Source organism: Mesorhizobium prunaredense (assembly GCF_900156895.1).
Taxonomy (GTDB): domain Bacteria; phylum Pseudomonadota; class Alphaproteobacteria; order Rhizobiales; family Rhizobiaceae; genus Mesorhizobium; species Mesorhizobium prunaredense.
The window spans coordinates 519,070-543,636 of record NZ_FTPD01000023.1 but is presented as its reverse complement, the minus strand read 5'-3'; the positions used below and the strand labels follow the sequence as shown (position 1 = coordinate 543,636).

Genomic DNA, 24,567 nt, shown 5'->3' with positions numbered 1-24,567 from the left:
AGTTGACGCGGGGTGGAGCAGCCCGGTAGCTCGTCAGGCTCATAACCTGAAGGTCACAGGTTCAAATCCTGTCCCCGCAACCAAATAACAAAACGGCCCGCCTCGCGCGGGCCGTTTTGCGTTTGCGGCCTGGCGCCGTGCAGATCCGGCGTAAGCGGTGTTTCAGGCCCATTTTTCGAGAGTGGTCGCGATCTGTGAAATTGCCGGTTCCGCGTTGGGAACGGAAATCGGCTCGTGACTGGACTTGACCTTACGTTTAACCTTGAGCGTCGGCTTCGACGTTTCGAGGTGATCAACGGTGCTGGCGATCATGCCTGCAGGCCGGGTCCGAAGGTTTGGTGGTAGATCGCCTCGATCCGCTCCGCCTCGTCATCCGTTAGAGCGGCGAATTCCCATTCGCGGGCGCGGTTCGAAAGGCGGCCGCCGTTCTGATGAAGGAAGCGAAAGAGCAGATCGGTCAGACGCTCGGGCATGTCGATGAAGGCATCGACCTGCTTCCGGAACTGATCGTAGCGGCGCAGGAAGGCGGTCTCGTCGGGAAGATCCTGTTCTATCGTCCGCCGGACGCAGGCGTAGAGAAATTCGGCGTGGGGCGTCGCGTCGAAGAAGCGGTAGAAATCCCCAGTGTCGTTCACGACGCGGACATTGAATTGCGGCGTCGGCTCCCATTCGATCAGCGGCAGCAGGCGCTGCGAACAACTCTCAAGCACGCCCCGGTACTCGTCGATTTTCTCCAGTATCGCGGCCGAAACAGGAAACACTACTCCTGGCGGGTTGAAGCCGCGCGCGGCAAGGACATGATGGATCAGGTAGCGGTGAATGCGGCCGTTTCCATCTTCGAATGGATGGATGTAGACGAAGCCGAACGCGAGGATCGCCGCGACGATGACCGCATCGAGGCCTTGGGCGGGGCTGCGGTCGAACGCGACCATGCCGTCGATCAACGATTCCAGGTCCTCGGGCCGGGCGCTGATGTGATCGGGCAGCGGCATGCGGTTGTCGCGGTCATGCGCGCCGACGAAGCCGCCCTCCTGCCGAAAGCCGAGCTTCACGAAGCGGGCATCGCCGAGCACGATCCTTTGCAGGCGCAGCATCTCATCGCGATCAAGCGGCTGACGACCGGCCTCGCCGATGGCGCGGCCCCAGCGCTGGATGCGGTCCTGCGGCGGACGCTCGCCCTCTATCGCATAGCTTGATCGCGAGTCCTTGAGCAGAAGGAAAGCGGCTGTCCGAGCAAGCAGGTCGCGCGGCACGTCCGCGACGATCGCCTGCGCGCGCCGAGGCAGGTCGAGGCCGATGAATTCTTCAAGGACCTTGGTGCGGAACACGAGCGGGCAGAAATTCGGCGTGCCGGGCAGGTTATCCTTCACGCGGTAGCGCGGAGCGGTCTTATCCTGCGCCGCCCATTGCAGTTCGGGGTCGACAACAGGAACATAGCGTCCGGCGGTCGCGTCGGGGAGATCGAGGCGCGTGTCCGTCAGCCACTCATAGAGAAACCAGATCCGGCGGGCGTAGCTGCCGGTCGGGCTTTCGCGAACAAGCGCTTCAATCGGTGCGGTTCCGGTCGCCAGAAACAGCCGCTTGAGAATTGCCAGGTCCAGTCCCTCGTATTTGAGAGCGAAGGTCAGGTGGCCTTCAAGGGTTGGATGCGGCGCATGCCGGGGCGTCATAATGCGCCAGCCGTCCCGCTCGGTGATGCGGTGATGCTCGCCGGTAGCGGAGAGAGTGCGCGGCAGCGGCACGGCAAGCCCATAGGCCCCGATCAGCGCGCTGTAGCCGGCGAGAGACGCGGTTTCAGGAAGGCGTAGTTCCTGAAAAACGTTCACCGGCCCTGAAAATTGATGTTCCTGCGGAGCAGCCATGAAAACCATGCCTTGCATTCGAATTTTGGTACGATCCACCAAAATCCCTGAAAAATGATTCTAACTTATGAAAAATGATGCGTCAAATGCGGATGTCTCGAAAAATGATACCGAAAGTAGTGAAAATATACTTTCTGCGCGGTCGGGTCGGTCGAGTTCAGCCGCGGCCCTACCGCAGGCTTTCCAACTCGCGGATGCGTTTGGCGCCGTCGGCCTCGAGCTGCCGGGTGACGGCGCCGATCAGCGTTTCGGCCACGACGAAAAGGGCCGCCGAGGAATCCCAGGCCGAGGGCACGGCGGTGCGCCCGGCGATGACATGGCGGGCAAAGCGGGCGATCGGCGACAGCCACTGGTCGGTGAACAGCACGATCTGCACGCCGCGCTGATGCGCCGTCTCGGCGAAGCGGACCAGGCTGTCCTGGTAGCGCCTGATGTCGAAGATCACCAGCACGTCGCGCTTGCCCATGTCGATCAGCCGGTCGCGCCAGACGCTTTCCTGTCCGGCGAGGTGAAAGACATTGGGCTGGATGATGGCGAGGTGAGCGGCCATGTAGCGCGCCAGCGGGTCGGTGAAGCGGCCGCCGATCAGGAAGGTTTTGCCGCGCCGGTCGGCAAGCTTTGCGACGATGTCGGCAAGCTGTTTGTCGGACAGGTGCCTGAACGTCTCGCGCAGGTTGTCGAGCGTCGCCTCCAGCATCGGCGATACCGCGCCGCCGTTCGGCGATGGCGGGTTGAGCGCGCGCGACGCCGGCGACTGCAGTTGCGCCGCCAGTTCGTCCTGCAGCGCCGACTGGAATTCCGGGTAGTTCTGGAAGCCGAGGCGGGCGACGAAACGCAGGATCGTCGGCGAGGAGACGCCAGCGGCAGCTGAGAATTCGGCGACCGTCTTCAGGCCGATCAGCGGATAGCTGGCGATCAGCGTCTGCGCTGCGCGACGCTCGCCCGCCGGCATCGTGCCGATGCGGTCCGAGATCAGTTCGGCAATGCTCGAAATCATCTTTTCCCCATGCCCGGCCGTTTTGCCGAAATCGCATTTGACCCGAAATCGCGTTTGACAAAGCCCGACAAACTGTATGAAATCATCCACAGGGACGCAATGAGGCAAAATACGTAACATACGATACAGCGCTCCCCGGGGACTGCAAACAATGGAGACAGCACGGCCCGCCAGCCTTGCATCGCCTGAAACCGTAGGGGTGACGAGCCCCGGCGGATCAAGCCCGTTCGTGTTGACCTGCGACCACGCCTCCAACTTCCTGCCGTCAGAATTCGGAACGCTCGGCCTTGCTGCCGAAGAGCTTTCCCGCCACATCGCCTGGGATCCCGGTGCGCTGACGGTCGCCCGCCGCATGGCCGCGGCGCTTGACGCGACGCTGGTCGAGACCCGCATTTCGCGGCTTGTCATCGACTGCAACCGCCCGCTCGACGCACCCGATCTGGTGCCGCTGGTCAGCGAGAGCACGGCCATTCCGGGCAATGCCGGCCTGTCGCAAAAGCAGCGCGCCGCGCGCATCGCTCTGTCCTGGCAACCCTTCCACGATGCGGTCGCGCGTATCATCGACAAAAGGCTGGCGCGCGGGCTGGAGACGCGGCTGGTTTCAATCCATTCCTTCAACCCGGTCTACAAGGGCAAGAGCCGGCCCTGGCACATCGGCGTCATCCATGACGAGGATCGTCGGCTGGCAGCGCCGCTTGTCGCCGCGCTGCAGCGGCTCGCCGGCGTCAATGTCGGCATCAACCAACCCTATTCGCCGGCCGACCGCGTCTATTTCACGCTGGAACGGCACGCGCGCCCGCGGGGGCTACCGTGCGCGATGATCGAAATCCGCAACGACGAAATATCCGACGAAGTCGGGCAGCGGAAATGGGCGGATCTGCTCACGGGGATTCTTCTAGATCTGGAGCCCGAGGAGGCCAGGAGCTCCCGACCAAGCGCAGTGGGAAAGTCAGTACAATCGGCCAGCTAAGAACCAGAAGGGGACAAAAATGTCAGCGCAAGACTACACTGAAGTCGACAAGAAGGAGGACCTGAATGTCCTCCACGGCATGGGCTATGCCCAGGAACTGTCGCGAAGCATGAGCCGCTTCTCGAATTTCGCGATCTCGTTCTCGATCATCTGCATACTGTCGGGTGGCATCAATTCCTTCGCGCAAGCGACATCGTCGATCGGTGGCGCGGGGGCTGGTATCGGCTGGATCGTCGGCTGCATGGTTTCGGGATTCTTCGCCCTCGCCATGGCCCAGATCGCCTCTGCATTTCCGACCGCAGGCGGCCTCTATCACTGGGCATCCATTCTAGGGAACCGTTTCACTGGCTGGCTCACCGCATGGCTCAACCTGCTCGGCCTGATCACCGTGCTCGGCGCGATCAATATCGGCACTGCTTTTTTCTTCGTCGGCACTTTCGGCGGAGCCTTTGGCATGACTGGTACACCTGGCGAGATCGTCGGGTTTGTTGCCTTCATCACCGTGTTGCAGGCGCTGTTCAATCATTTCGGCATCAAGTTGACGGCTATGCTGACGGACGCCTCCGGCTTCCTGATCCTGGCAACGACCGCCGTGCTGATCGTCGCTTGCCTGATGTTTGCTCCAGCGATCGACATCACGCGGTTGTGGACGTTCACGAACTATTCGGGTGATGCGGGCGGCGGCGTTTTCCCGCAGTCCGATTCCATGGGGTACCTCTTCCTGCTTTGCCTGCTACTGCCGGTTTACACCATCACTGGCTATGACGCGTCGGCGCATACCTCGGAAGAAACGTTGAAGGCAGCGCACTCGGTTCCGCGGGCAATCGTTTCGTCCGTGCTCTGGTCCTCGCTGATCGGCTGGGTGATGCTGTGCGCGATCGTGTTGGCGATCCCGGATCTGGCGGCCGGCGCCAAGCAGGGCTGGGGCGTGTTCTTCGCGACGATGGACGCGATCTTGCCGTCGTGGCTGAAGACGCTGCTCTATCTGGCCATCCTGATCGCGCAGTTCCTCTGCGGTCTCGCAACAGTCACCTCTGCCTCGCGCATGCTTTTCGCCTTCTCGCGTGACGGTGGCATGCCGGTCGGCTCGGCCTCGCTCGCCAAAGTAAGTCCGGTCTGGCGCACGCCGGTCAACGCTATCTGGACGGCTGCGGTGCTCGAGATCATCTATGTCTTTCTTGCTCAATTCATTTCGATCGGCGGCACCAACATCTACACCATCGTCGTCAATTCGACGCTGGTGTTCCTGTTCCTTTCCTTCACCATTCCGATCGTGCTCGGCATGATGGCTTTCGGAACCGAGAAATGGCCGAATCCCGGCCCGTGGAATCTCGGCGCTGGTCTGTTCAAGCTGTTCTGCATCCTGTCGGTCATCGGCATGGTGATCATCTTGTACATCGCCATCCAACCGCCGAACGACAAGGTGCTCTACATCACCCTGGGCTTCATCGTGCTGACCGCCGTGCTTTGGTTCGGTTTCGAGAACCGCCGCTTCAAAGGTCCGCCCATTGGCGACCAGATTGCCAAGCGACAGGCGGCGATCAAGGCTGCTGAGGCAGCCGTCGGCGAAGCCGCCGCCTGACACCGCTCCATCACCATGGCCGGCGTCTTGCCGGCCATGGCTTTCCACATCTTCAAAGCGACAAGCCCGATTGAAAGGGCCAAGCCCAAAATGACAAGCATTGGAGTGCCAAAGGAATGGCCGGAAATTTCTCGTTCGATCAGTTGAAGAAGGCGGTCTCCAGCGGTGAGGTCGACACCGTGCTGGCGTGCATTGTCGACATGCAGGGGCGGCTGGCGGGCAAGCGGTTCCTGGCGCAGTATTTCGTCGATTCCGCCCATGACGAGACGCATGGCTGCAACTATCTCCTGGCCGCCGACATCGATATGGAACCGGTGCCCGGCTACAAGGCGGCGAGCTGGTCGAAAGGCTATGGCGACTTCGTCATGAAGCCGGATATGTCGACGCTGCGGCGCATTCCATGGCTGGAAAAGACGGCGCTGGTGATCTGCGACGTGCTTGACCACCACACCCATGACGACCTGCCGCATTCGCCGCGCGCCATCCTGAAGAAGCAGGTCAAGCGGCTGACCGAACGCGGCTATATCGGCTATTTCGCCTCCGAGCTCGAATTCTATCTGTTCAGCGAAACCTACGATTCCGCCCGCAAGAAGCACTGGCAGGGCCTCGACACAGCCTCGCCCTATATCGGCGATTATCAGATCGGCATCACCACCAAGGAAGAAGGCGTCATGCGCCGGCTGCGCAACGAGATGCAGGCAGCGGGCATTCCGATCGAGAACTCCAAGGGCGAGTGGGGTCCGGGCCAGGAAGAAATCAATGTGCGCTATGCCGAGGCCCTGGAAATGGCCGACCGCCACGTCATCCTGAAGAACGGCGCCAAGGAAATCGCCGAGTCCGAAGGCAAGGCGATCTCGTTCATGGCCAAGTACAATTACGGGCTGGCCGGCAATTCCAGCCATATCCACAACTCGCTGTGGAGCGCCGACGGCGAGACGCCGCTTTTTTATGACAGACAAGCCGAATGGACGCTGTCGACGCTCGGCCAGCAATGGGCGGCGGGCCAGCTCAAATACGCCAGGGAATTCACCTGGTTCCTGGCGCCCTACGTCAACTCCTACAAGCGCTTCCAGGCCGGCACCTTCGCGCCGACCAAGATCATGTGGAGCGAGGACAACCGCACCGCCGGTTTCCGCCTGTGCGGCGAGGGCACCAAGGGCATCCGCATGGAATGCCGCATCGGCGGCGCCGATCTGAACCCCTATCTCGCCTTCGCCGCGCTGATCGCGGCCGGCCTTGCCGGCATCGACGAAAAGCTTGAACTGCAAAAACCCTTCGTCGGCGATGCCTATCAAGCCTCGCAGCTGCCAGAAATTCCGAAGACCCTGCGTGATGCCACCGAGACGCTGGCAAAATCGGAGATGCTGAGGCAGGCGCTCGGCGACGGCGTGCTCGAGCATTATGTCCATACGGCGCACTGGGAGCAGTTCGAATACGACCGCCGCATTACCGATTGGGAACTGCACAGGGGGTTCGAGCGGTATTAAAGCTTTATAAAGATGTTAAATGTTGACAAATGTTAGGTTTGGTGCAATATTACATTTGTAAACTGCAACGAGCTTCGTCGAGGAGGTCTGCAATGTCCAAATATGCACCGCTCAGGGATTTTCTGGTTGCCCAAAAGGTCGATCGTGTGCCGATGTCATTCGCTGAAATCGAGAGAGTGCTCAATCTGCCGCTGCCCGCATCAAAGCAATACCCTGCGTGGTGGAGCAACAATCCGAGCAACAATCCCATGACAAGGGAGTGGCTTGAGGCTGGGTTCGAAACCGAATCCGTCAATATAGGCAGTGGGAAGCTGGTATTTCGCCGCGTTCGCAAAATGCCCAATTCGGCGCCGTCCAGTGCGTCCGCCGCGCCAAACGAGGCGCGCGCGGATCGCCACCCCGGATTTGGTTTCATGAAGGGCCTGATAACAATCGAAGCGGGATTTGATATCACCAAACCTTTCGACGACGAGCCATGGGATTCCGGCTATCTGGGCGGCGAGACGCGCGATGGCAAACTTGCGGCGCGTAAATGAGCGAAGCGCCAAACCTGCTTCTGGACACATGTGCGATAATCTTTGTCGCGAACGACAGTCCGCTTGATCCGCACGCAACCCGTGAGATTTCGGAGGCGGCCTATGATGGTCGTCTCTATCTCTCGCCGATGTCGGCATGGGAGATCGGAATTGGCGTAGCCAAGGGCCGACTCAAGCTGCCATTGACGCCCCTCGACTTTGTAGAGCGGTTCATCGAGCGAATGTCGGCAAAGCTCAGCGCTGTCTCACCCGCCATTCTGATTGCATCTTCCAACTTGCCTGGGCCGCCTCATGGCGATCCTATGGATAGGATACTGATGGCAAGCGCGAGAGCCTTGGACATGATCCTGGTGACGCGCGACGAGCCTATCCTTCGCTATGGTCGCAACGGCCATCTGCGTACACTAGCCTGCTAAATTGGAGCACCCTTTGGAAACCGTGAAAATAAAATCTCCCGTCGATGGTTCGATCTATGCCGAACGGCCCATCGCCACGGACCAGGCGATCAATGCCGCGGTCGAGCGTGCCAGGGCGGCGCAGGAGAAATGGGCTGAGACGCCGATCGTCGAGCGCGGCAAGTACATGCTCGCCATGCTGGAAGCACTGGTCGCCATGACCGACGAGATCGTGCCGGAGATCGCCTGGCAGATGGGCCGCCCGGTGCGGTATGGCGGCGAGTTCGGCGGCGTCAGGGAACGCGCCAGCTACATGGTCGAGATCGCCGAAGCGGCACTCAATCCGGTGATGGCCCCCAATCCCAAGGACGGGTTTCGCCGCTATGTGAAGAAGCTCCCGCTCGGCGTGGTCATGGTGATTGCGCCGTGGAACTATCCCTATCTCACCGCCGTCAACACGATCGTGCCGGCGCTGATGGCCGGCAGCGCCGTCATCCTCAAGCATGCGGCGCAGACGCTGCTGGTCGGCGAACGTTTTCAACAGGCGTTCGACAAGGCAGGCCTGCCAAAGGGTCTGTTCCAGAACCTCGTCATGAACCATGCGCAGACCGAAAAACTGCTCGGCTCGGGCAAGATCGACCATGTCAACTTCACCGGCTCCGTCGCTGGCGGCCGCGCCATCGAGAAGGCCGCGGCGGGCACCTTCATGACGCTCGGCCTCGAACTCGGCGGCAAGGACCCGGCCTATGTCCTGGCCGACGCAAAGATGGACCATGCCGTCGCCAACCTGGTCGACGGCGCCTTCTACAATTCCGGCCAGTGCTGCTGCGGCATCGAGCGCGTCTATGTCCATGAGAAGGTCTATGACGAATTCGTCGAAGGCTTCATCGCCGAAACCAGGAACTACGTCGTCGGCAACCCGCTCGACCAGGCGACGACGATGGGGCCGATGGCTCAGGCGCGCTTCGCCGACCTGATCCGCGAGCAGAAGGCCGAGGCGCTGCGCAAGGGTGCCAGGGCGCATATCAACATGAAGGTGGCCAATGACGAGCAAGGCTCGCCCTATCTGGCGCCGGAAGTGCTGACCGAAGTCGATCACCAGATGAGCGTCATGCGCGAGGAGAGCTTTGGGCCGATCGTCGGCATTATGAAGGTGCGTAACGACGAGGAGGCGATCGCGCTGATGAACGACAGCCCCTACGGGCTGACGGCCTCGATTTGGACGCGCGACACCGAGCATGCCGCGGCGATCGGCGATCGCGTCGAGACCGGCACCGTGTTCATGAACCGCTGCGACTATCTCGACCCGGCGCTGGTCTGGACCGGCGTCAAGGACACCGGCAAGGGCGCCGCGCTGTCGGCCATCGGCTACGACAATCTGACGAGGCCTAAATCATATCATCTGCGTGAAGCCATCTGATTTTTGCGAAAGACAGAAATGACAAAATTGATTTCCAAATGGAACTATCCGACAACCGTGCGCTTCGGCGCGGGCCGCATCAAGGAATTGCCTGAAGTGCTTGATGCGACCGGCATCAAGCGGCCGCTCTTCGTTACCGATCCAGGGCTGGCGAAGCTGCCGGTCGTCGCTTCTACCTTGAAGATCCTCGACGACGCCAAGGTCCCCCATGGTGTGTTTTCCGAGGTCAAGCCGAACCCGGTGGACTCCAATCTGACCACCGGGATTGCTGTGTTCAAACAGGGTAAGCATGACGGCGTCATCGCCTTCGGCGGCGGCTCGGCGCTCGACCTCGGCAAGCTGATCGCCTTCCAGGCCGGCCAAACGCGGCCGGTCTGGGATTTCGAGGATATCGGCGACTGGTGGATGCGCGCCAACTCCGACGCGATCGCGCCGATCATCGCTGTGCCGACCACCGCCGGTACCGGCTCGGAAGTCGGCCGCGCCGGCGTCATCACCAATGAAGCGACCCACACCAAGAAGGTGATCTTCCATCCGAAACTTTTGCCGGCGATCGTCATCGCCGATCCGGAACTGTCGGTCGGCATGCCGGGCTTCATCACCGCCGGCACTGGCATGGACGCGCTTGCTCACTGCCTGGAGGCCTATTGCGCGCCCGGCTATCATCCGATGGCCGACGGCATCGCCGTCGAAGGCGTGCGCCTTGTCTTCGAGAACCTGCCGAAAGCCTATGCCAACGGCAAGGATCTCGTCGCCCGCGCCCACATGATGAGTGCGGCAGCGATGGGTGCTGCCGCCTTCCAGAAGGGGCTGGGCGCCATCCATTCGCTGTCGCATCCGATCGGCGCGCTCTACGACACCCATCATGGCATGACCAACGCCGTGTTCATGCCCTATGTGCTGGCCTTCAACCGCGACGCCATCGAGGCGCGCATCGCCCGGCTCGCGGCTTATTGCGGCATCAAGGGCGGCTTCGACGGCTTCGCCAAGGCCGTCATCAAGCTGCGCAAGGAATTGAAGGTGCCGCACGCGCTGCCGGGCCTGATCAAGGGGCTCGACATGGACAAGAAGCGCAAGGGCCTGATCGCCGACATGGCGGTGGTCGATCCGACCGCCGGCGGCAACCCGGTCAAGCTGACCAGGAAGGCGGCGCTGACGCTGCTCGACAATGCCATTGCCGGCACCGTCTGAGACGGTTTTCGCGCCGAAAATTGATCTGGGAAATGAGGGCAAAGAAAGGGGAAGGGATGAAAGGTAAGACCGAAATTCGTTAGCCGGAAAAATAATCGCGGAGCGATTGCTACACCCGGTTAAAAAGAGTTTACTTTTTCGTACTGCAGGGCATCGCTTTCACAAAGCTTTCATCGGGCTGTCACACGAAAACGATACCGCATCGCAGGCGTCCAACGGCGTCAGTTCAACGGAGAGAACACATGTTCAAATTCACGGGGAAAGTGCTTTCCCTTACGGCCGTCGCCCTGATGGCGACCTCTGCCATCTCGTCGGCGCAGTCCATGGATGAACTGATCGCCGCCGCCAAGGCGGAAGGCCAGCTCACCACCATCGCGCTGCCGCACAGCTGGTGCGGCTACGGCGACGTCATCGCCGGCTTCAAGGCGAAATATCCGGAAATCACCGTCAACGAGCTCAATCCCGATGCCGGCTCCGGCGACGAGATCGAGGCGATCAAGGCCAACAAGGACAATAAGGGCCCGCAAGCGCCTGATGTCATCGACGTCGGCCTGTCTTTCGGCCCGTCCGCCAAGGCAGACAGCCTGATCCAGCCCTACAAGGTGTCGACTTGGGATACGATTCCTGACAGCGCCAAGGATGCCGATGGCTACTGGTACGGCGACTACTACGGCGTGCTCGCCTTTGGCGTGAACAAGGCTGTCGTGCAGAACGCACCTCAGGACTGGGCTGACCTGCAGAAGCCGGAATATGCCAACTCGGTGGCGCTCGCCGGTGACCCGCGCACGTCGAACAACGCGGTCATGTCGGTTTACGCTTCGGGCCTTGCGGCTGGCGGTACTGGCGGCCAGGACGCCGCAGCCAAGGGTCTGCAGTTCTTCAAGCAGCTCAACGATGCCGGCAACTTCGTGCCGGTCGACGCTGAAGCGGCAGCTGTCGCCCAGGGCACGACGCCGATCGTGATGAACTGGGACTACAACCTGCTTGCCATGCGCGACAAGATGGCCGGCAACCCGGAAATCGAAATCGTCGTGCCAAAGGCAGCGGTGGTCGCAGGCGTCTACGTACAGGCGATCAGCGCCTATGCGCCGCATCCGAACGCCGCCAAGCTGTGGATGGAGTATCTCTACTCGGACGAAGGCCAGCTCGGCTGGCTGAAGGGCTACTGCCACCCGATCCGCTTCAATGACCTCGCCAAGAAGGGCGTGATCCCGAAGGAGATGCTGGACAAGCTGCCGGCCGCCGAGAACTACGAGAAAGCGATATTCCCCACCTTGGAGGAACAGAACGCCGCCAAGAAGGAAATCAGCACGAACTGGGATGCCATCGTTGGCGCCGTCGTGAAGTAATTCATAGGGCGCCGGCCGTTCGCCGGCCGGCGCCCTATGCCAGACTTCGGGAATTCCATGGCAGACTCCACAATGTCCGAGACAGCCCGCGTCAGCCCTGGCGCGCCGGAGATCAGCCGCCTTCGGCTGCCACTGCATTGGTTAGGCGTAACTCCGTTCTTCGTTTTCGCCCTGGTCTTCCTGATCTTGCCCACGGTAGGGCTGATCGCTGGCGCGTTCAAAAATGCAGCCGGCGACTATACGTTCGACAACATCATAGCGTTGTCGCAACCCAAGCTCGCCGCGGCCTATTGGGTATCCATTCAGATCAGCTTTGTTTCTGCGATCCTTGGCGCCTTGATCGGCCTGGCAATGGCCGTGGCAGTCGTTCGCGGAGGCTTGCCGCCGTGGTTACGCTCGGCAACATTGACCTTCTCGGGCGTCGCCTCGAATTTCGCCGGCGTGCCGCTGGCATTCTCGTTCATCGCGACTCTAGGTCGGCTCGGAGTGGCGACGATCTTGTTGCGAGACATTTTCGGCATTAACATCTATTCGCTCGGCTTCAGTATCTTTTCGTTTTGGGGCCTGATCCTCACCTACCTCTATTTCCAGATTCCATTGATGATCGTCATCATCACGCCGGCGGTCGATGGGTTGAAGAAGGAATGGGGCGAAGCTGCCGCCACGCTCGGCGCAACCAATTGGCAATATTGGCGCATGGTGGTGATCCCGGTGTTATGGCCGAGTTTTCTCGGTACGACGGTCCTGCTCTTTGCCAACGCGTTCGGGGCGGTCGCAACGGCCTATGCACTGACGGGGCCGTCACTCAACATCGTGCCCATCCAGCTGTTCGCGCAGATTCGCGGCGACGTGCTGTACAATCCGAATCTAGGCTATGCGCTCGCATTCGGCATGATCGTCATCACCGGCCTGGCTAATCTCTTCTACATTTTGTTCCAGCGGCGAGCCGAACGGTGGCTGAAATGAAGCAAGGCAGCCGTTTTTGGGCCTGGCTGGTTTTTGGCGTGGGAACCACTTATTTTGTCCTGCCGCTTTTGGCGACCTTTGAATTCTCGTTGCGTAAGCGGCGAGGGGAATACTCCTTTGACGCCTACCGCTCAGTCTTCGGCGATCCGAATTTCCAGGCGACATTTACCTATTCCGTCGTTGTGGCGGTCTTCACCATTCTTTTGGGCGTGCTCCTCGTCGTCCCGACGGCCTACTGGATACGGCTGCGGCTACCGCATCTGAGGCCGGTCGTAGAGTTCATCACGCTGCTGCCGCTGGTTATCCCCGCTATCGTCATCGTCTTCGGCTACATCAGAATGTTCGGTTCGAATTCAACGTTGCCTTTTTTGGCGACAGCGCGTGGCACCGATGCTCTGCTGGTCATCGGCTATGCAGTGTTGGCGCTGCCTTATATGTACCGGGCGGTCGATACCGGTCTCAGGACCATCGACGTCAGAACGCTCACCGAGGCGGCACAAATCCTCGGCGCCGGCTGGACCACGATCATCGCCCGCATCATCTTGCCGAACGTACTGATCGCCGTCTTATCCGGCGCGTTCCTGAGTTTTGCCATCGTCATCGGCGAGTTCACCATGGCCTCGCTGTTGAATCGCCCAGCCTTCGGCCCCTATCTGCAGAATATCGGCGCCAACAGTGCCTATGAGCCATCGGCACTGGCGCTCATTTCGTTCGCCATCACCTGGGGCTGCATGTCGCTGATCCAGATCCTGTCGCGTTTTGCGCCGCGATCGGCGAACCGGCCAAACTGATCGAAAAAGTACTGACGAAAGAAAAGCCATGGCCGAGCCATTCCTCTCCATCCAGCAGGTTCGAAAATCCTTCGGCGCCACCACCGTCGTCCAGGATTTCAACCTCGACGTCGAGCCGGGCGAATTCGTCTCCTTCCTCGGGCCGTCGGGCTGCGGCAAGACGACGGTGCTGCGCATGGTCGCCGGCTTCGAGGAGCCGAGCGCCGGCAAGATCGTGGTGGCCGGCAAGGACATCACCCGGCTCAAACCCAACCAGCGCAATGTCGGCATGGTGTTCCAGGCCTATGCGCTGTTTCCCAACCTGACGGTGGCGCAAAACATCGGCTTCGGGCTGAAGGTCGCGGGCATGCCAAAGGCCGATGCCGACAGGCGCGTTGCCGAGATGCTCGACCTCATCAAGCTGCCGCAGATGGGCGACCGCTATCCCTATCAGCTCTCCGGCGGCCAGCAGCAGCGTATCGCGCTGGCGCGGGCGATTGCGCCGAAGCCGAAGCTCCTGCTGCTCGACGAGCCGCTCTCGGCGCTCGACGCCAAGGTGCGCGTGTCGCTGCGCGAAGAAATCCGCTCGATCCAGAAGAAGCTCGGCATCACCACCGTCTTCGTCACCCACGACCAGGAAGAGGCGCTGTCGATCTCCGACCGCATCGCCGTCATGTATGGCGGCAAGGCCGAGCAGGTCGGCACGCCGTTCGAGATCTACAACCGGCCGGCGACCAAGTTCGTCGCCAATTTCGTCGGCACGCTGAACGTGCTCGAAGGCATCGTCACCGATGCAGCCTTGGGCAAGGTGCGCGTCAATTCGCAAGAGGTCTCGCTGCAGGGAAAGCTAAACGGCTCCAAGTCCGGCGACACGCTGTCGCTGGCACTGCGGCCCGAGGCGATTTCGCTCGGCCGCCATCCCGGCCGCGACTCCAGTCTTTTGGGCGAGATCACCGAAGTGCACTTCCTCGGCTCGGTCATCCGGGTTCGCGTCGGCATCGGCGGCAGCACGGTATCGCTCGACACGTTCAACAGCCCGGCCTCGCCGCCGCCCGCCGTCGGCGAGAAGGCCGAGATTTCCTTCTCGTCGGGCGACATGCTGGTGCTGCACTGATGGCGGCAGACACCGGCTAGGATAACCAGGGCAAACCAAGCCGCCGATCTATTCGGCGGGGCAGCGGCCCCATAGGAAAGGTATTCCGAGATCGAAATCGACCTCGAACAGCGTGTTGGGTGTCGTCATCATCAGTGCGCTTGTACCGTTGGCGTATCTCAGAATCTGTTTGCCGTTTCCTCCTAATGTCCCTTGCACGTCCATTTGCTGTTGGACGTTCCATCGGAAGTTGTAGGTCATTCCTGTTCTGAAAATATATTCTTTGTGGATCGGTTGCTTCGCCCGGGGAGGGCGGATCTGTGAGATCATTTCGAAGGAATAATCGGTCAATTTCTTGAAGGACACCCCATATTCGAGGCAGTATTTCTTCATACCTTCTTCGCTGGTCAGGTCAGAATATCCAAGATCGAACCATTTCCCTTCTATCGCAGATAGCAATCTCTCGTTCGTCTGCTGCGCCCAGAGTCCCATCCCTGGCCCAGCTCTGGGAGTCCCTAAAAGTTTGATCTTTGCCGCCGCCAATTCGTCGTACAGCGCGGAGGCCGTGGCCATGGGCGGGAACAGTATCAATGCGCACAATGCTATGAATAGTCTTGGCACGGGGAGCTCCTTGTGCGGCTAAAACTGGTATAGAGATTTTGAATTCTGCGCCTGGTAGTAAACGACTGGTGTCGTCGACAGGTCAAGCCGGCGGGATGAAAGGCTGCGAGATTGCCTGAAAGACCGGCAAGGCCTCCATCCGTTCGGCATGGGCGCCGAGCGCCGGGAAGTCGGCCAGCGAAGCCAGTCCGGGATGCGCTTCGCCAAGGAAGCGCAGCACGGCGGCAACTGCGATGTCGGCATGGCCGATCCGATCGCCGAACCAGTAGGTTTCAGGCCTTGTGCTGCGATCGGCTTCCAGCGCAGCCATGGCTCCCCGTATCTGCTTGCGGCAGCGTTCGACCCAGAGGTCGGAGACTGTCTCGTGCAGCAGCCTCTCGTAAAACAGGCTGGCTGCCTTGTCGCCCAGCCCGGTGGCCAGACCAGCGATCTTCAGCGCCTGGTGGCGCGCCGGCTCGCTGGTTGGAAACATCCTTCGCTCGGCTGCGACGAGGCCGTCCAGATAGTCCAGCATGAGGTGGCTCTCGATCAGCACCTGGCCATTGTCCAGCACTAGGGTCGGCACCCGCGTCAGCGGATTGTAGGGCCGGATCTTGTCTGCATCGCTGAAAGTCGACCAGGGACGATGCTCATACGGCAGGCCGTACAGGGTGAGCGCGATGCCGACGCGACGAACGAAGGGCGAGTCATATTGGCCGATGAGGATCATGACCCGAGTTTATACGCCGGAAACCGGTTCCGGGCATACTGCCAGGAACTGAGCGTTGCCCATCAACAGCATCTTGCTGCTTAGCCACTGCCAATGATCTCGCTTCGCCGCTACGATAAGGCATGGCGCTTTTCGAACTGACCCTCGTTCTCCTACTGATCGCCGTCGCGCTGACGGGACTGTCGCGGCGTCTGGAGATTCCTTATCCGTCCCTGCTGGCGCTGGCCGGGGTCGGGATTGCCTTCGTGCCTGGTGCACCGACCATCGAGATCGACCCGGAGCTGGCGCTTGCCCTGTTCATCGCGCCGGTGCTTCTCGATGCCGCCTATGACACCTCGCTGCGCGACCTGAAGCGCTACCGGCTGTCGCTGGCGCTGCTGGCGCTTGGCGCCGTTGTCTTCACCACCGTAGTCGTTGCCTTCGTCGGCTGGAAGATGGCCGGTCTGCCGGTCGCGGCAGCGATCGCACTCGGCGCCATCGTCGCGCCACCGGACGCGGTCGCGGCAAGCGCGGTGCTCGGCCAGTTCAAGGTGCCGCACCGCATCACCGCCATCCTGCAAGGCGAGAGCCTGCTCAACGATGCCACCGCGCTGCTGATCTACCGGATATCGGTGACGGCGGCGCTCGGCCCGGTTCTGCTGAGCAGCGCCGTTCCAACGATCCTGCTGTCGACGATCGGTAGCCTTGCCGCCGGCTATCTGCTTGGCCGCTTCTCGCTGCTGACGCTCACTCGCATCGAGGATGCGGCAAGCAGCACTGTGGTGCAGTTTGCCGGGACATTCGGGGTCTGGATCCTGGCCGACAAGCTGGGCCTTTCCGCCATCATCACCATCGTCGTCTATGCCATGACCATCGCGCGCACCGCGCCGCGCCTGATGTCGGCGAGGAGGCGGGTCAGCACCTACTCGGTCTGGGAGTCGGCGGTGTTCGTGCTCAACGTGCTGGCTTTCGTGCTGATGGGCCTGCAGGCGCGCTCGATTGTCGGCCGGCTTTCCGGCGAAGGGCAAGGCGAAGCCTTTCTCTTCGCCGTAACGGTGCTGGTCGTCGTCATCGTGACGCGCCTCGTCTGGGTGGCGAGCTACGTTGCGATCATACGATGGGTTTCCCGCTTCGGCAGCGAAGACAAAAGGCGGGATGTGCCGACGTTTGGCGGCGGCATGCTGGTCGGTTGGTGCGGCATGCGGGGGCTGGTGACGCTGGTGGTGGCCATTGCCCTGCCGGCCGATTTTCCCGGCCGCGATCCGATTGTGCTTGCCGCCTTCGCGGTGGTTCTGGGCACGCTGGTGCTGCAAGGCATGAGCCTGAAGCCTTTGCTGCGGATACTCAACTTCGATCCGGACAGAACGGTGGACAACGAGGTGGCGCAGGCGCGCGTTGCCATCATGCAGGCCGCACTTGATGTGTTGAGCCGCAAGACGTCGGCCGCGGCGGCCGTTGTGCGCGAGCAGTACGAGGCTCAGCGCTTGGTCGCGGAAAACCCGGAGGACGCTCAAGCCGCGACTGAATACGACCGGCTGCGCCTTTATGCCATCAACCGCCAGCGCGACACGCTCGAGGAATTGCGCCGCAACGGTACGATCGGCGACGAAGCCTATCACCGGCTGGAGGAAGAGATCGACTGGGCGGAATTGGCGGCATCGCCGGCTGGAAGTTTCCAGCCGCTGACGACGACATAGAAGCTGGCCTAGCTTCGCTATCCGCCCGGCACATTGCAACCTGCCCACCGAGCCGCTACTGCCAACACCGAAACTAAGCCGGGTAAGCAATGAAGCTGGTCAGCTACAACATCCAGTACGGGTTCGGCAGCGACGGCCGCTACGATCTGACGCGCTGCGCCAGGCTGATTAACGGCGCCGACATCATCGCCCTGCAGGAGGTAGAGCGGCACTGGCAGCGGACCAACGAGGATGACCAACCGGAAATCCTGTCGAGGCTGCTGCCCGGTTACTACTGGGTCTATGGCCCGGCCTTCGACATGGACGCCAGCGAAGAGCGTGACGGTCGCATCGTCAACCGGCGGCGGCAGTTCGGCACCATGCTGCTGTCGAAGCTGCCGATCATCTGGTCGCGCCTGCACACGCTGCCGCTGCGGCGCACGGTGCGTCCGCTCAACACCCGCAACGCCGCGCTCGAATGCATGATCCACACCCCTGCCGGTCCGGTGCGGGTGCTGTCGCTGCATCTGGCGCATATCGCCGCCGAAGAGCGGCTGGAGCAGATCGACTATCTGCTCGCCGAGCATCGCCGCGCGCCGTCCGACGGCGGCCCGTGGAGCGGCGCCGACGATGAGCCCGTGCGCAACTGGAGCAATGGCGAGCCGGAGCCGGAAAACCCGCTGGCGGCGATCTGGATGGGCGATTTCAACATGGAGCCGGGCAGCGCCGAGTACCGGCGCATCGTTGGCAGCACGCCGTACCATCGCGGTGCCGCCTATCTCAACGGTTTTGTCGATGCCGCCGCCGTCGCCAGCGAACCGACGGCGGATTTCCATACCCATGTGAAGACCATCGACGGCAGGCTGGCAAAGCGACGGCTCGATCACTGCTTCGTCGGCGGAATGTTGGCGGGACGGGTGCGCTCGGCCAGCGCCGATATCGACGAAATCGCCTCGGACCATTTTCCGCTGCGGGTCGACATCGACCTGGAAACGCCGTTCGCGACGGGGGCCGAAGGCGGATGAGCCGCCGATGACCTTGTTCGTCTTCTTCGCGGTGCTTGCCGCCGCCGCCATGCACGCGATCTGGAACGCGCTGGTCAAGGTTCATCTCGACCGCTTTTTGTCGATCACGCTGATGACGCTCGGCATGGGCGCCGTGGCGCTTCTGGCGCTGCCTTTCGTCGAGGTGCCGAGGGCGGAAGTGTGGCCGTACATCATCGCCTCGGTGATCTTCCACATGGGCTACAGGACGTTCCTGATCGGCGCCTACAGGGCCGGCGATTTCGCCCAGACCTATCCGTTGGCGCGCGGCACCGCACCGCTGCTTGCCGCACTTGGCGGCATTGTGGTGGTCGCCGAAGTTCCGGCGTCGCTCGCCATTGTCGGCATTGTTCTCTTGTCAGCCGGCACGCTGGTGCTGTCGTTTCGCGGCGGCGCACATCTGGAGAGGCTGAACCTGCGCGCCGTCGGCTTTGCGCTGGGCACCTCGATCTTCATCGCCGGCTATACGCTGTCCGACGGTAGCGGCGCGCGGCTGGCCGCGACGGCGTCGAGCTATGCCGCATGGCTGTTCGTCTGCGATGCGCTGTGGGCGCTGGTGCTGTGCCTGATCTTCCGCGGACCAAAGGCGCTGCCGGTGCTGGCGCGCGACTGGAAGGCGGGCGTGTACACCGGCGTGCTCAGCGGCGCCGCCTACTGGATCGTGATGTGGGCGATGACCAAGGCGCCGATCGCCTCGGTCGCGGCGCTGCGCGAAACCTCGATCCTGTTCGCCATGATGATCTCGGTGTTTGCGCTCGGCGAGAAGATGACCGCCTGGCGCGGTGCCGCCGTGCTCAGCATTGTTGCCGGCGTCGTCGCGCTGAGGCTTGGATAGGCGCTGGGGATCATGCGCAAGTCAAAGTGCTACAGCGTCCTTTGCACGTCCATAGGACGCGTGGCGCTGAAGTTGCCTGAGAACACGGCCGGCGGCAGCGGGTCGCGGCCAAGGATCAGATCGGCGCCTTTTTCGCCGACCATGATGGTTGGCGCATTGGTGTTGGAGGATGGGATGCGCGGCATCACCGAAGCGTCGCAGACGCGCAGACCCTCGATGCCGCGCAGCCTGAGATCCGGCGTCACCACGCTCATCGCATCATGGCCCATGCGGCAGGTGCCGACAGGGTGATGGTCGGTCTTGGAACTGCGGCAGGCATAGTCGAACAGTTCGTCGTCGCTGGTGAGTGTCGGTCCCGGCAGCACCTCGCGCAGCACATAGGGGGCCAGCGCTTTCTGCCGCATGATCTCGCGTGCCAGCCTGAGCCCCTTGATCGACATGTCGCGGTCGTAGGGGTCGGACCAGTAATTCGGATCGATCAGTGGATGGTCGGCGGGGTCGGCGCTGTTCAGCCGCACCGTGCCGCGCGATCGAGGGCGCAGGAAGGCCGAGTTCAGCGTCACGCCCGGATTTGTCAGTTTTTCGACACCGGCCTCGATGCCGGAGCCGAGGCCGAGATGCAGCTGGATATCGGGCGAGGCGGCTGTCGGGTCGGCGTACCAGAAGCCGCCGGTCTCGAACAGGCTGGAGGCAACCGGGCCTTTTTTCAGCAGCAGGTACTGCAGGCCGGCCCACACCGTCCGGTGCAGCTTGGCGTAGTTGTCGTAGGTGTGGTCGCCGGTGCATTCTGCAATGACGAACAGGTCGAGATGATCCTGCAGGTTGCAGCCGACGCCGGGCAGATCGTGGACCGGCGTCACGCCGACCGACTTCAGATGGTCGGCCGGGCCGATGCCGGACTGCATCAGCAGCTTCGGCGAGCCGATGGCGCCGGACGAGACGATCACTTCGCGCTCGGCACGCAGGATTTTCTTCTCGCCGCCCGGCCTGTCGACGATCTCGACACCGACGGCGCGGCCCTTGTCGATGACGATGCGCGTGACCAGCACATCTGTCCTGACGGTCAGGTTTTTTCGCGCGCGGATCGGCCTGAGATAGGCGACCGAGGCAGAGGAGCGTCTCGCGTCCTTCTGCGTCAATTGGTAATAACCGACGCCTTCTTGGGCTACCCCGTTGAAGTCCGGATTGAAGGGAATGCCCATCTCCTGCCCGGCGCGGAAATAAGCCTCGCAGATCGGCAGCGGCGCAATCGGGTTCGATACGCCGAGCGGACCCTGGTCGCCGTGAAAATCGTTGGCGTAGCGCTGGTTGTTCTCGGCCCGCTTGAAATAGGGCAGAACGTCGCGATAGCCCCAGCCGGCAAGGCCTTCTTGCTTCTCCCAGGCGTCGTAGTCGCGAGCATTGCCGCGCGTGTAGATCTGAGCGTTGATGGAGGAGCCGCCGCCGATCACCTTGGCCTGCGTGTACCGGAAGACGCGGTCCTTCATGTGCTTTTGCGGCACGGTCGACCAGCCCCAGGCGGCGATGCCCTTGGTCATCTTGGCGAAGCCGGCCGGCATGTGGATCAGCGGGTGCCAGTCCTTGCCGCCGGCCTCGAGCAGCAGCACTGAATTCGATGGCTCTTCGCTCAGCCGGTTGGCCAGGACGCAGCCGGCCGGGCCGGCGCCGACGATGATGTAGTCGGTCATGGCGTCACCTGTTCACAGTCTCGGCACCGACAGCGCACCGTCGACATTGATGATCGAGCCGGTCGAAAAACCGAGCTTGCCGCCGGCGAGTGCCGCTATGGCGGCGCCGACATCGGCGGCTTCGCCCCAGCGCTTGGCCGGCACCAGCCCGCCGTCGATCAGCGTGTCGTATTTGGCGGTTACCCCTGCGGTCATGTCGGTGTGGATAATGCCCGGCCGCACCTCGAACACGCCAATGTTTTCGGCGGCGAGGCGAAGCGCCAGGGTTTTCACCCACATCGAAAGCCCGGCCTTGGAGATGCAGTAGTCGGCACGTTCCGGCGAGGCCATTTCGGCGCTGACCGAGGTGATGGTGATGATCGATTTTGGAAAATCACCCGGCGCCGCAAGCATCGCCCTGGCAACGGCCAGGCTGAGGAAGACGGTGCCGCGCAGATTGATGGCGAGGATGCGATCGAAGTTTTCCGGTTTCAATTCCAGCAGGTCGCCGCGTACCACGGCGCCGATGCCGGCATTGTTGACCAGGCAGTCGATGCGGCCGAAGGCGCTCGTCACGGCATCGACCAATGCGGCATGGTCGTCGAGGTCGGCAATGTCGCCGCAATGGTAGGCGAATTTCGCGCCGCGGGCGGTGATGTCAGCGGCAAGCCCGTCGCCGGCTTTTTCGGCAAGGTCCACGACAAGGATATCGAAGCCCGCATCGGCCAGCGCTTCGGCGCAAGCAAGGCCGATGCCGCGCGCGCCGCCGGTGACGATGGCTGCCGGGCGGCTCATGCGACAAGCTCCGTCTTGCGGATGTGGTCGGCGACGCGTAGCGCCTGCGCGGCGATCGACAGCGCCGGATTGACCGCGGCCGAGTTCGGCAGGAAGCCAGCGTCGACGACAAACAGGTTCCGGTGGTCGAACGAGCGGCAAAACGGGTCGAGCGGCGAGGTCGCCGGATCGTCGCCCATCTTGACCGTTCCGCACTGATGCGACGGCGTGCGCTTGTCGAAAGGCCGCGACAGGACGATCGGATAGCCGCAAGCGCGGAAGTTTTCACGCATCACCTTGGTCAGCCCGTCGAGCGACTGCATGTTGGAGCGCCGCCACTGCATGACGATGTCCTTGCCGTCGACCATGATGCGGCTTTCGGGGTCCGGCAGGTCCTCGCACATCAGGTACCAGTCGACGGCGTGGCCGGCCATGAAGTCCAGCGCGAATTTGGGTGCAAGCTTGACGTTGGCCCTCAGGATATGACCGTCGATCTTGCCGAGAAGCTGGACGTTGCCGAGCGGCTTGCCGCCCTTGCCGTCGGACAAATAGTAGTCGTTGAGCATCAGCGTCTTCTGGTAGACGGAGGTGTTCCTGCGGCGCGGATCGATCGCCAGCATGGCGCTCGAATTGTGGTTCATGAAGTTGCGGCCGACCTGGTCGGAGCGGTTGGCAAGGCCCTTTCCGTTCGGGGACGGCGAACGCAGCAGGATGGCGGCGGAATTGACCGCGCCGGCCGAGAGGACGACCAGTTTCGGCGTCGCTTTCTTCAGCGTGCCATTCTGGCGATAGTGAACAGCTGCGATCGTCCTGGCATCCGATGAGGCTTCGAGGTATTCGACATGAGCACCGGTCTCGAGCCTGATGTTCCGGTCGGCCAGTGCCGCCGCGAGCGGCCCCGTTTGGGCATCGACCTTCCCGGTCCCGGTGTTGGGAAACGCGTCCCAGCCTGTCTTACCGTCCTTTAGCCAGGCATCGATGTCGACGCCGAGCGGCAGCGATGCCGGATGCAGGCCGAGGCCCTTGAGTTCGGCACGGGCGCGGGCGATCGGCGGCTCGTCGGGAACCGGCCCGAACGCATAGGGGATCGAGTGGAACGGCTCGGTCGGGTCTTCGCCGAGTGCGCCGCGCACGCGAAAAAGCTGCTCGGCCCTGGAGTACCACGGCTCGAACTCATCATAGGAGAACGGCCAGGCCGGCGAGACGCCGCCATAGTGCTCCATCTCCGAAAAGTCTTCCTTGCGGTAGCGGATCAGCACCGCGCCAAAGAATTTCGAATTGCCGCCGACATAGTAGTAGTTGCCGGGGTTGAACGCAGTACCCCCGGCCTCGCGCCACATTTCCTTCGGCCGGTAGTGGCCGTCGACGAAGATGGCGCGCGTGTCGCGCGTGTGCGGCGTCGCCGGCAGCTTCTCGCCGCGCTCCAGCATCAGGATCGAGGCGCCACTGCCGGCAAGGCCGGAAGCGATCGTGGCGCCGCCGATGCCGGAGCCGATGATGACGATGTCCGGGTTTGTCATGGCTGTCAGAGGATACGGTTCTCGGTCGCCGGATCGAAGAACACCGCCTTGGTCAGGTTGAAGGCGAGCGGCGTGCTGGTGCCCGGCTGGATGTTGGCGTCGGCGCGCAGACGCGCCACCACCGCCTTGCCGCCGAGATTGGTCACCGCGAAGGTGTCGGAGCCGGCCGGTTCCACGACTTCGATGTGACAGTCGGCGGTGGCGATGTTCGATGCGTTGCGTTCGGCCCCTTCGGGATCGGTCAGGGCCTCGGGGCGAACGCCGAAGATGATCGGCCTGTCGTGGAATGCCGACAGGCCCGTCGGCGCATCGGCCAGCGGCAGCGAGATCGGCTCGCGTGCCTCGCGCTGCAGCACCACGGAAAGCGCATTGCCATTGCCGCCGATCGTCGCCGGGATCAGGTTCATCGCCGGCGAGCCCATGAAGTCGGCAACAAACAGGTTGGTCGGGTTGTTGTAGATTTCGGCAGGCGTGCCGAATTGCTGCACCTCGCCGTCGCGCATCACCGCGATCTTGGTGGCCAGCGTCATCGCCTCGATCTGGTCGTGGGTGACGTAGACGATCGTCGTGCCGGTGGTTGCATGCAGGCGCTTGATCTCGATGCGCATATCGACGCGCAGCTTGGCGTCGAGATTGGAGAGCGGCTCGTCGAAGAGAAAGAGCTTGGGGTCGCGCACCAGCGCCCGGCCCATGGCGACGCGCTGGCGCTGGCCGCCGGAAAGCTGGCTCGGCTTGCGCTGCAGGAGGTGGCCGATCTGCAGCACCTTCGCCACCTTGTCGATCGCCTTCTGGCGCTCCTGAGCCGGCACGCCGCGCATCTCCATGCCGAAGGCAATGTTCCCCGCGACGGTCATGTTCGGATAGAGCGCGTAGCTCTGGAACACCATGGCGATGTCGCGTTTCGAGGGGTGGAGATCGTTGATCGTGCGTCCGTCGACACGGATTTCGCCTTCGGTGATGGTTTCCAGGCCGGCGATGGTGTTGAGCAAGGTCGACTTGCCGCAGCCGGACGGGCCGACCAGCACGAGGAAGCCGCCCTTTTCGAGATCGACGTCGATGCCCTTCAGGATCTCGACCGATCCGAACCGCTTCCTCAGCCCATCAATTTCGAGAAAAGCCATTCGA

The 24,567-nt window shown here is 62.2% G+C and carries 23 protein-coding genes and 1 tRNA gene; 15 read left to right on the top strand and 9 right to left on the bottom strand.

All coding sequences use genetic code 11. From position 1 onward, the window contains the following. The first annotated feature begins 6 nt into the window (after positions 1–6). Positions 7–83: transfer RNA gene (locus BQ8794_RS20195), tRNA-Met, on the top strand. A gap of 79 nt (positions 84–162) precedes the next feature. Here the strand turns inward: BQ8794_RS20195 and BQ8794_RS35700 are convergent. The 3 genes from BQ8794_RS35700 to BQ8794_RS20185 form a co-directional block, all read right to left on the bottom strand. Beyond that, on the bottom strand, positions 163–312 hold the full coding sequence (locus tag BQ8794_RS35700) for a hypothetical protein (RefSeq protein ID WP_167378793.1): 150 nt from the start codon (positions 310–312) through the stop codon (positions 163–165). After that, complete coding sequence (locus BQ8794_RS20190; RefSeq protein WP_077380462.1) at positions 309–1,862, bottom strand: Fic family protein; 1,554 nt, start codon at positions 1,860–1,862, stop codon at positions 309–311. The genes BQ8794_RS35700 and BQ8794_RS20190 overlap by 4 nt, the downstream gene beginning before the upstream one ends. A gap of 169 nt (positions 1,863–2,031) precedes the next feature. After that, a complete protein-coding gene (locus BQ8794_RS20185) occupies positions 2,032–2,859 on the bottom strand; it encodes a MurR/RpiR family transcriptional regulator (protein WP_077380461.1) in 828 nt (275 codons plus the stop codon). A 151-nt stretch (positions 2,860–3,010) separates the two neighbouring features. Here BQ8794_RS20185 and BQ8794_RS20180 point away from each other — a divergent pair, with 151 nt between their 5' ends. The 11 genes from BQ8794_RS20180 to BQ8794_RS20130 all read left to right on the top strand — a co-directional run bounded on the left by BQ8794_RS20180 (position 3,011) and on the right by BQ8794_RS20130 (position 14,639). Then, on the top strand, positions 3,011–3,829 hold the full coding sequence (locus BQ8794_RS20180) for an N-formylglutamate amidohydrolase (protein WP_077380377.1): 819 nt from the start codon (positions 3,011–3,013) through the stop codon (positions 3,827–3,829). 19 nt (positions 3,830–3,848) lie between these two features. Further along, entirely contained in the window at positions 3,849–5,411 is a 1,563-nt protein-coding gene (locus BQ8794_RS20175) for an amino acid permease (RefSeq protein WP_077380376.1), read from the top strand. Positions 5,412–5,527: 116 nt separating this feature from the next. After that, positions 5,528–6,898: a glutamine synthetase family protein gene (locus BQ8794_RS20170; RefSeq protein WP_077380375.1), complete on the top strand. Its 1,371-nt coding sequence runs from the start codon at positions 5,528–5,530 to the stop codon at positions 6,896–6,898. A 92-nt stretch (positions 6,899–6,990) separates the two neighbouring features. Beyond that, positions 6,991–7,434 carry a DUF7662 domain-containing protein gene (locus BQ8794_RS20165; protein WP_077380374.1) on the top strand — a complete coding sequence of 148 codons (444 nt, stop codon included), beginning with the start codon at positions 6,991–6,993 and terminating at the stop codon, positions 7,432–7,434. Further along, positions 7,431–7,850, top strand: coding sequence for a type II toxin-antitoxin system VapC family toxin (locus tag BQ8794_RS20160; protein WP_077380373.1), 420 nt, complete (start codon positions 7,431–7,433; stop codon positions 7,848–7,850). Before BQ8794_RS20165 ends, BQ8794_RS20160 begins: the two co-directional genes overlap by 4 nt. 13 nt (positions 7,851–7,863) lie before the next feature. Beyond that, the gene (locus BQ8794_RS20155; protein WP_077380372.1) at positions 7,864–9,249 is read left to right on the top strand and encodes an aldehyde dehydrogenase family protein; all 1,386 of its coding nucleotides are present in this window, start codon (positions 7,864–7,866) and stop codon (positions 9,247–9,249) included. Positions 9,250–9,267: 18 nt separating this feature from the next. After that, on the top strand, positions 9,268–10,440 hold the full coding sequence (locus BQ8794_RS20150) for an iron-containing alcohol dehydrogenase (RefSeq protein ID WP_077380371.1): 1,173 nt from the start codon (positions 9,268–9,270) through the stop codon (positions 10,438–10,440). A gap of 242 nt (positions 10,441–10,682) precedes the next feature. Continuing rightward, positions 10,683–11,789: an ABC transporter substrate-binding protein gene (locus BQ8794_RS20145; RefSeq protein WP_077380370.1), complete on the top strand. Its 1,107-nt coding sequence runs from the start codon at positions 10,683–10,685 to the stop codon at positions 11,787–11,789. A gap of 72 nt (positions 11,790–11,861) precedes the next feature. Further along, a complete protein-coding gene (locus BQ8794_RS20140; protein WP_244555038.1) occupies positions 11,862–12,755 on the top strand; it encodes an ABC transporter permease in 894 nt (297 codons plus the stop codon). Then, positions 12,752–13,546: an ABC transporter permease gene (locus tag BQ8794_RS20135; protein ID WP_077380368.1), complete on the top strand. Its 795-nt coding sequence runs from the start codon at positions 12,752–12,754 to the stop codon at positions 13,544–13,546. Before BQ8794_RS20140 ends, BQ8794_RS20135 begins: the two co-directional genes overlap by 4 nt. A 28-nt stretch (positions 13,547–13,574) precedes the next feature. After that, positions 13,575–14,639 carry an ABC transporter ATP-binding protein gene (locus tag BQ8794_RS20130; RefSeq protein WP_077380367.1) on the top strand — a complete coding sequence of 355 codons (1,065 nt, stop codon included), beginning with the start codon at positions 13,575–13,577 and terminating at the stop codon, positions 14,637–14,639. A 48-nt stretch (positions 14,640–14,687) separates the two neighbouring features. Here BQ8794_RS20130 and BQ8794_RS20125 read toward each other — a convergent pair whose 3' ends face one another. Beyond that, positions 14,688–15,239: a hypothetical protein gene (locus tag BQ8794_RS20125; protein ID WP_143744621.1), complete on the bottom strand. Its 552-nt coding sequence runs from the start codon at positions 15,237–15,239 to the stop codon at positions 14,688–14,690. An 82-nt stretch (positions 15,240–15,321) separates the two neighbouring features. Then, positions 15,322–15,948 (bottom strand): glutathione S-transferase family protein, encoded by a 627-nt coding sequence (locus BQ8794_RS20120; RefSeq protein ID WP_077380365.1) that lies wholly within the window; start codon positions 15,946–15,948, stop codon positions 15,322–15,324. A gap of 122 nt (positions 15,949–16,070) precedes the next feature. On the opposite strand from BQ8794_RS20120, the gene BQ8794_RS20115 reads away from it, so the two are divergent. The 3 genes from BQ8794_RS20115 (at position 16,071) to BQ8794_RS20105 (ending at position 19,481) form a co-directional block, all read left to right on the top strand. Continuing rightward, positions 16,071–17,624 carry a cation:proton antiporter gene (locus tag BQ8794_RS20115; protein WP_077380364.1) on the top strand — a complete coding sequence of 518 codons (1,554 nt, stop codon included), beginning with the start codon at positions 16,071–16,073 and terminating at the stop codon, positions 17,622–17,624. Between the two features lie 89 nt (positions 17,625–17,713). After that, positions 17,714–18,628, top strand: coding sequence for an endonuclease/exonuclease/phosphatase family protein (locus BQ8794_RS20110; protein WP_077380363.1), 915 nt, complete (start codon positions 17,714–17,716; stop codon positions 18,626–18,628). Between the two features lie 7 nt (positions 18,629–18,635). Beyond that, positions 18,636–19,481 carry an EamA family transporter gene (locus tag BQ8794_RS20105; protein WP_077380362.1) on the top strand — a complete coding sequence of 282 codons (846 nt, stop codon included), beginning with the start codon at positions 18,636–18,638 and terminating at the stop codon, positions 19,479–19,481. 29 nt (positions 19,482–19,510) lie between these two features. On the opposite strand, the gene BQ8794_RS20100 is transcribed toward BQ8794_RS20105, so the two are convergent. From BQ8794_RS20100 to BQ8794_RS20085, 4 genes are read right to left on the bottom strand one after another with little or no spacing between them, the layout of a single operon-like run. Next, the gene (locus BQ8794_RS20100) at positions 19,511–21,169 is read right to left on the bottom strand and encodes a GMC family oxidoreductase (protein WP_077380361.1); all 1,659 of its coding nucleotides are present in this window, start codon (positions 21,167–21,169) and stop codon (positions 19,511–19,513) included. Between the two features lie 12 nt (positions 21,170–21,181). After that, positions 21,182–21,943, bottom strand: a complete 762-nt coding sequence (locus BQ8794_RS20095; protein WP_077380360.1) for a 3-ketoacyl-ACP reductase — start codon at positions 21,941–21,943, stop codon at positions 21,182–21,184. Next, positions 21,940–23,442 carry an FAD-dependent oxidoreductase gene (locus tag BQ8794_RS20090; protein ID WP_077380359.1) on the bottom strand — a complete coding sequence of 501 codons (1,503 nt, stop codon included), beginning with the start codon at positions 23,440–23,442 and terminating at the stop codon, positions 21,940–21,942. The genes BQ8794_RS20095 and BQ8794_RS20090 overlap by 4 nt, the downstream gene beginning before the upstream one ends. Before the next feature lie 5 nt (positions 23,443–23,447). Continuing rightward, positions 23,448–24,563 carry an ABC transporter ATP-binding protein gene (locus BQ8794_RS20085; protein ID WP_077380358.1) on the bottom strand — a complete coding sequence of 372 codons (1,116 nt, stop codon included), beginning with the start codon at positions 24,561–24,563 and terminating at the stop codon, positions 23,448–23,450. Positions 24,564–24,567 lie beyond the last annotated feature (4 nt).

Excerpts from the sequence above, each read along its gene's own strand:
- BQ8794_RS20140 (WP_244555038.1), top strand. The coding sequence starts at position 11,862 with ATGTCCGAGACAGCCCGCGTCAGCCCTGGCGCGCCGGAGATCAGCCGC.
- BQ8794_RS20190 (WP_077380462.1), bottom strand. The coding sequence starts at position 1,862 with ATGGCTGCTCCGCAGGAACATCAATTTTCAGGGCCGGTGAACGTTTTT.
- BQ8794_RS20185 (WP_077380461.1), bottom strand. The coding sequence starts at position 2,859 with ATGATTTCGAGCATTGCCGAACTGATCTCGGACCGCATCGGCACGATG.
- BQ8794_RS20090 (WP_077380359.1), bottom strand. The coding sequence starts at position 23,442 with ATGACAAACCCGGACATCGTCATCATCGGCTCCGGCATCGGCGGCGCC.
- BQ8794_RS20100 (WP_077380361.1), bottom strand. The coding sequence starts at position 21,169 with ATGACCGACTACATCATCGTCGGCGCCGGCCCGGCCGGCTGCGTCCTG.
- BQ8794_RS20160 (WP_077380373.1), top strand. The coding sequence starts at position 7,431 with ATGAGCGAAGCGCCAAACCTGCTTCTGGACACATGTGCGATAATCTTT.
- BQ8794_RS20165 (WP_077380374.1), top strand. The coding sequence starts at position 6,991 with ATGTCCAAATATGCACCGCTCAGGGATTTTCTGGTTGCCCAAAAGGTC.
- BQ8794_RS20110 (WP_077380363.1), top strand. The coding sequence starts at position 17,714 with ATGAAGCTGGTCAGCTACAACATCCAGTACGGGTTCGGCAGCGACGGC.
- BQ8794_RS20105 (WP_077380362.1), top strand. The coding sequence starts at position 18,636 with ATGACCTTGTTCGTCTTCTTCGCGGTGCTTGCCGCCGCCGCCATGCAC.
- BQ8794_RS20145 (WP_077380370.1), top strand. The coding sequence starts at position 10,683 with ATGTTCAAATTCACGGGGAAAGTGCTTTCCCTTACGGCCGTCGCCCTG.
- BQ8794_RS20150 (WP_077380371.1), top strand. The coding sequence starts at position 9,268 with ATGACAAAATTGATTTCCAAATGGAACTATCCGACAACCGTGCGCTTC.
- BQ8794_RS20130 (WP_077380367.1), top strand. The coding sequence starts at position 13,575 with ATGGCCGAGCCATTCCTCTCCATCCAGCAGGTTCGAAAATCCTTCGGC.
- BQ8794_RS20135 (WP_077380368.1), top strand. The coding sequence starts at position 12,752 with ATGAAGCAAGGCAGCCGTTTTTGGGCCTGGCTGGTTTTTGGCGTGGGA.
- BQ8794_RS20095 (WP_077380360.1), bottom strand. The coding sequence starts at position 21,943 with ATGAGCCGCCCGGCAGCCATCGTCACCGGCGGCGCGCGCGGCATCGGC.
- BQ8794_RS20175 (WP_077380376.1), top strand. The coding sequence starts at position 3,849 with ATGTCAGCGCAAGACTACACTGAAGTCGACAAGAAGGAGGACCTGAAT.
- BQ8794_RS20085 (WP_077380358.1), bottom strand. The coding sequence starts at position 24,563 with ATGGCTTTTCTCGAAATTGATGGGCTGAGGAAGCGGTTCGGATCGGTC.
- BQ8794_RS20115 (WP_077380364.1), top strand. The coding sequence starts at position 16,071 with ATGGCGCTTTTCGAACTGACCCTCGTTCTCCTACTGATCGCCGTCGCG.
- BQ8794_RS35700 (WP_167378793.1), bottom strand. The coding sequence starts at position 312 with ATGATCGCCAGCACCGTTGATCACCTCGAAACGTCGAAGCCGACGCTC.
- BQ8794_RS20170 (WP_077380375.1), top strand. The coding sequence starts at position 5,528 with ATGGCCGGAAATTTCTCGTTCGATCAGTTGAAGAAGGCGGTCTCCAGC.
- BQ8794_RS20180 (WP_077380377.1), top strand. The coding sequence starts at position 3,011 with ATGGAGACAGCACGGCCCGCCAGCCTTGCATCGCCTGAAACCGTAGGG.
- BQ8794_RS20120 (WP_077380365.1), bottom strand. The coding sequence starts at position 15,948 with ATGATCCTCATCGGCCAATATGACTCGCCCTTCGTTCGTCGCGTCGGC.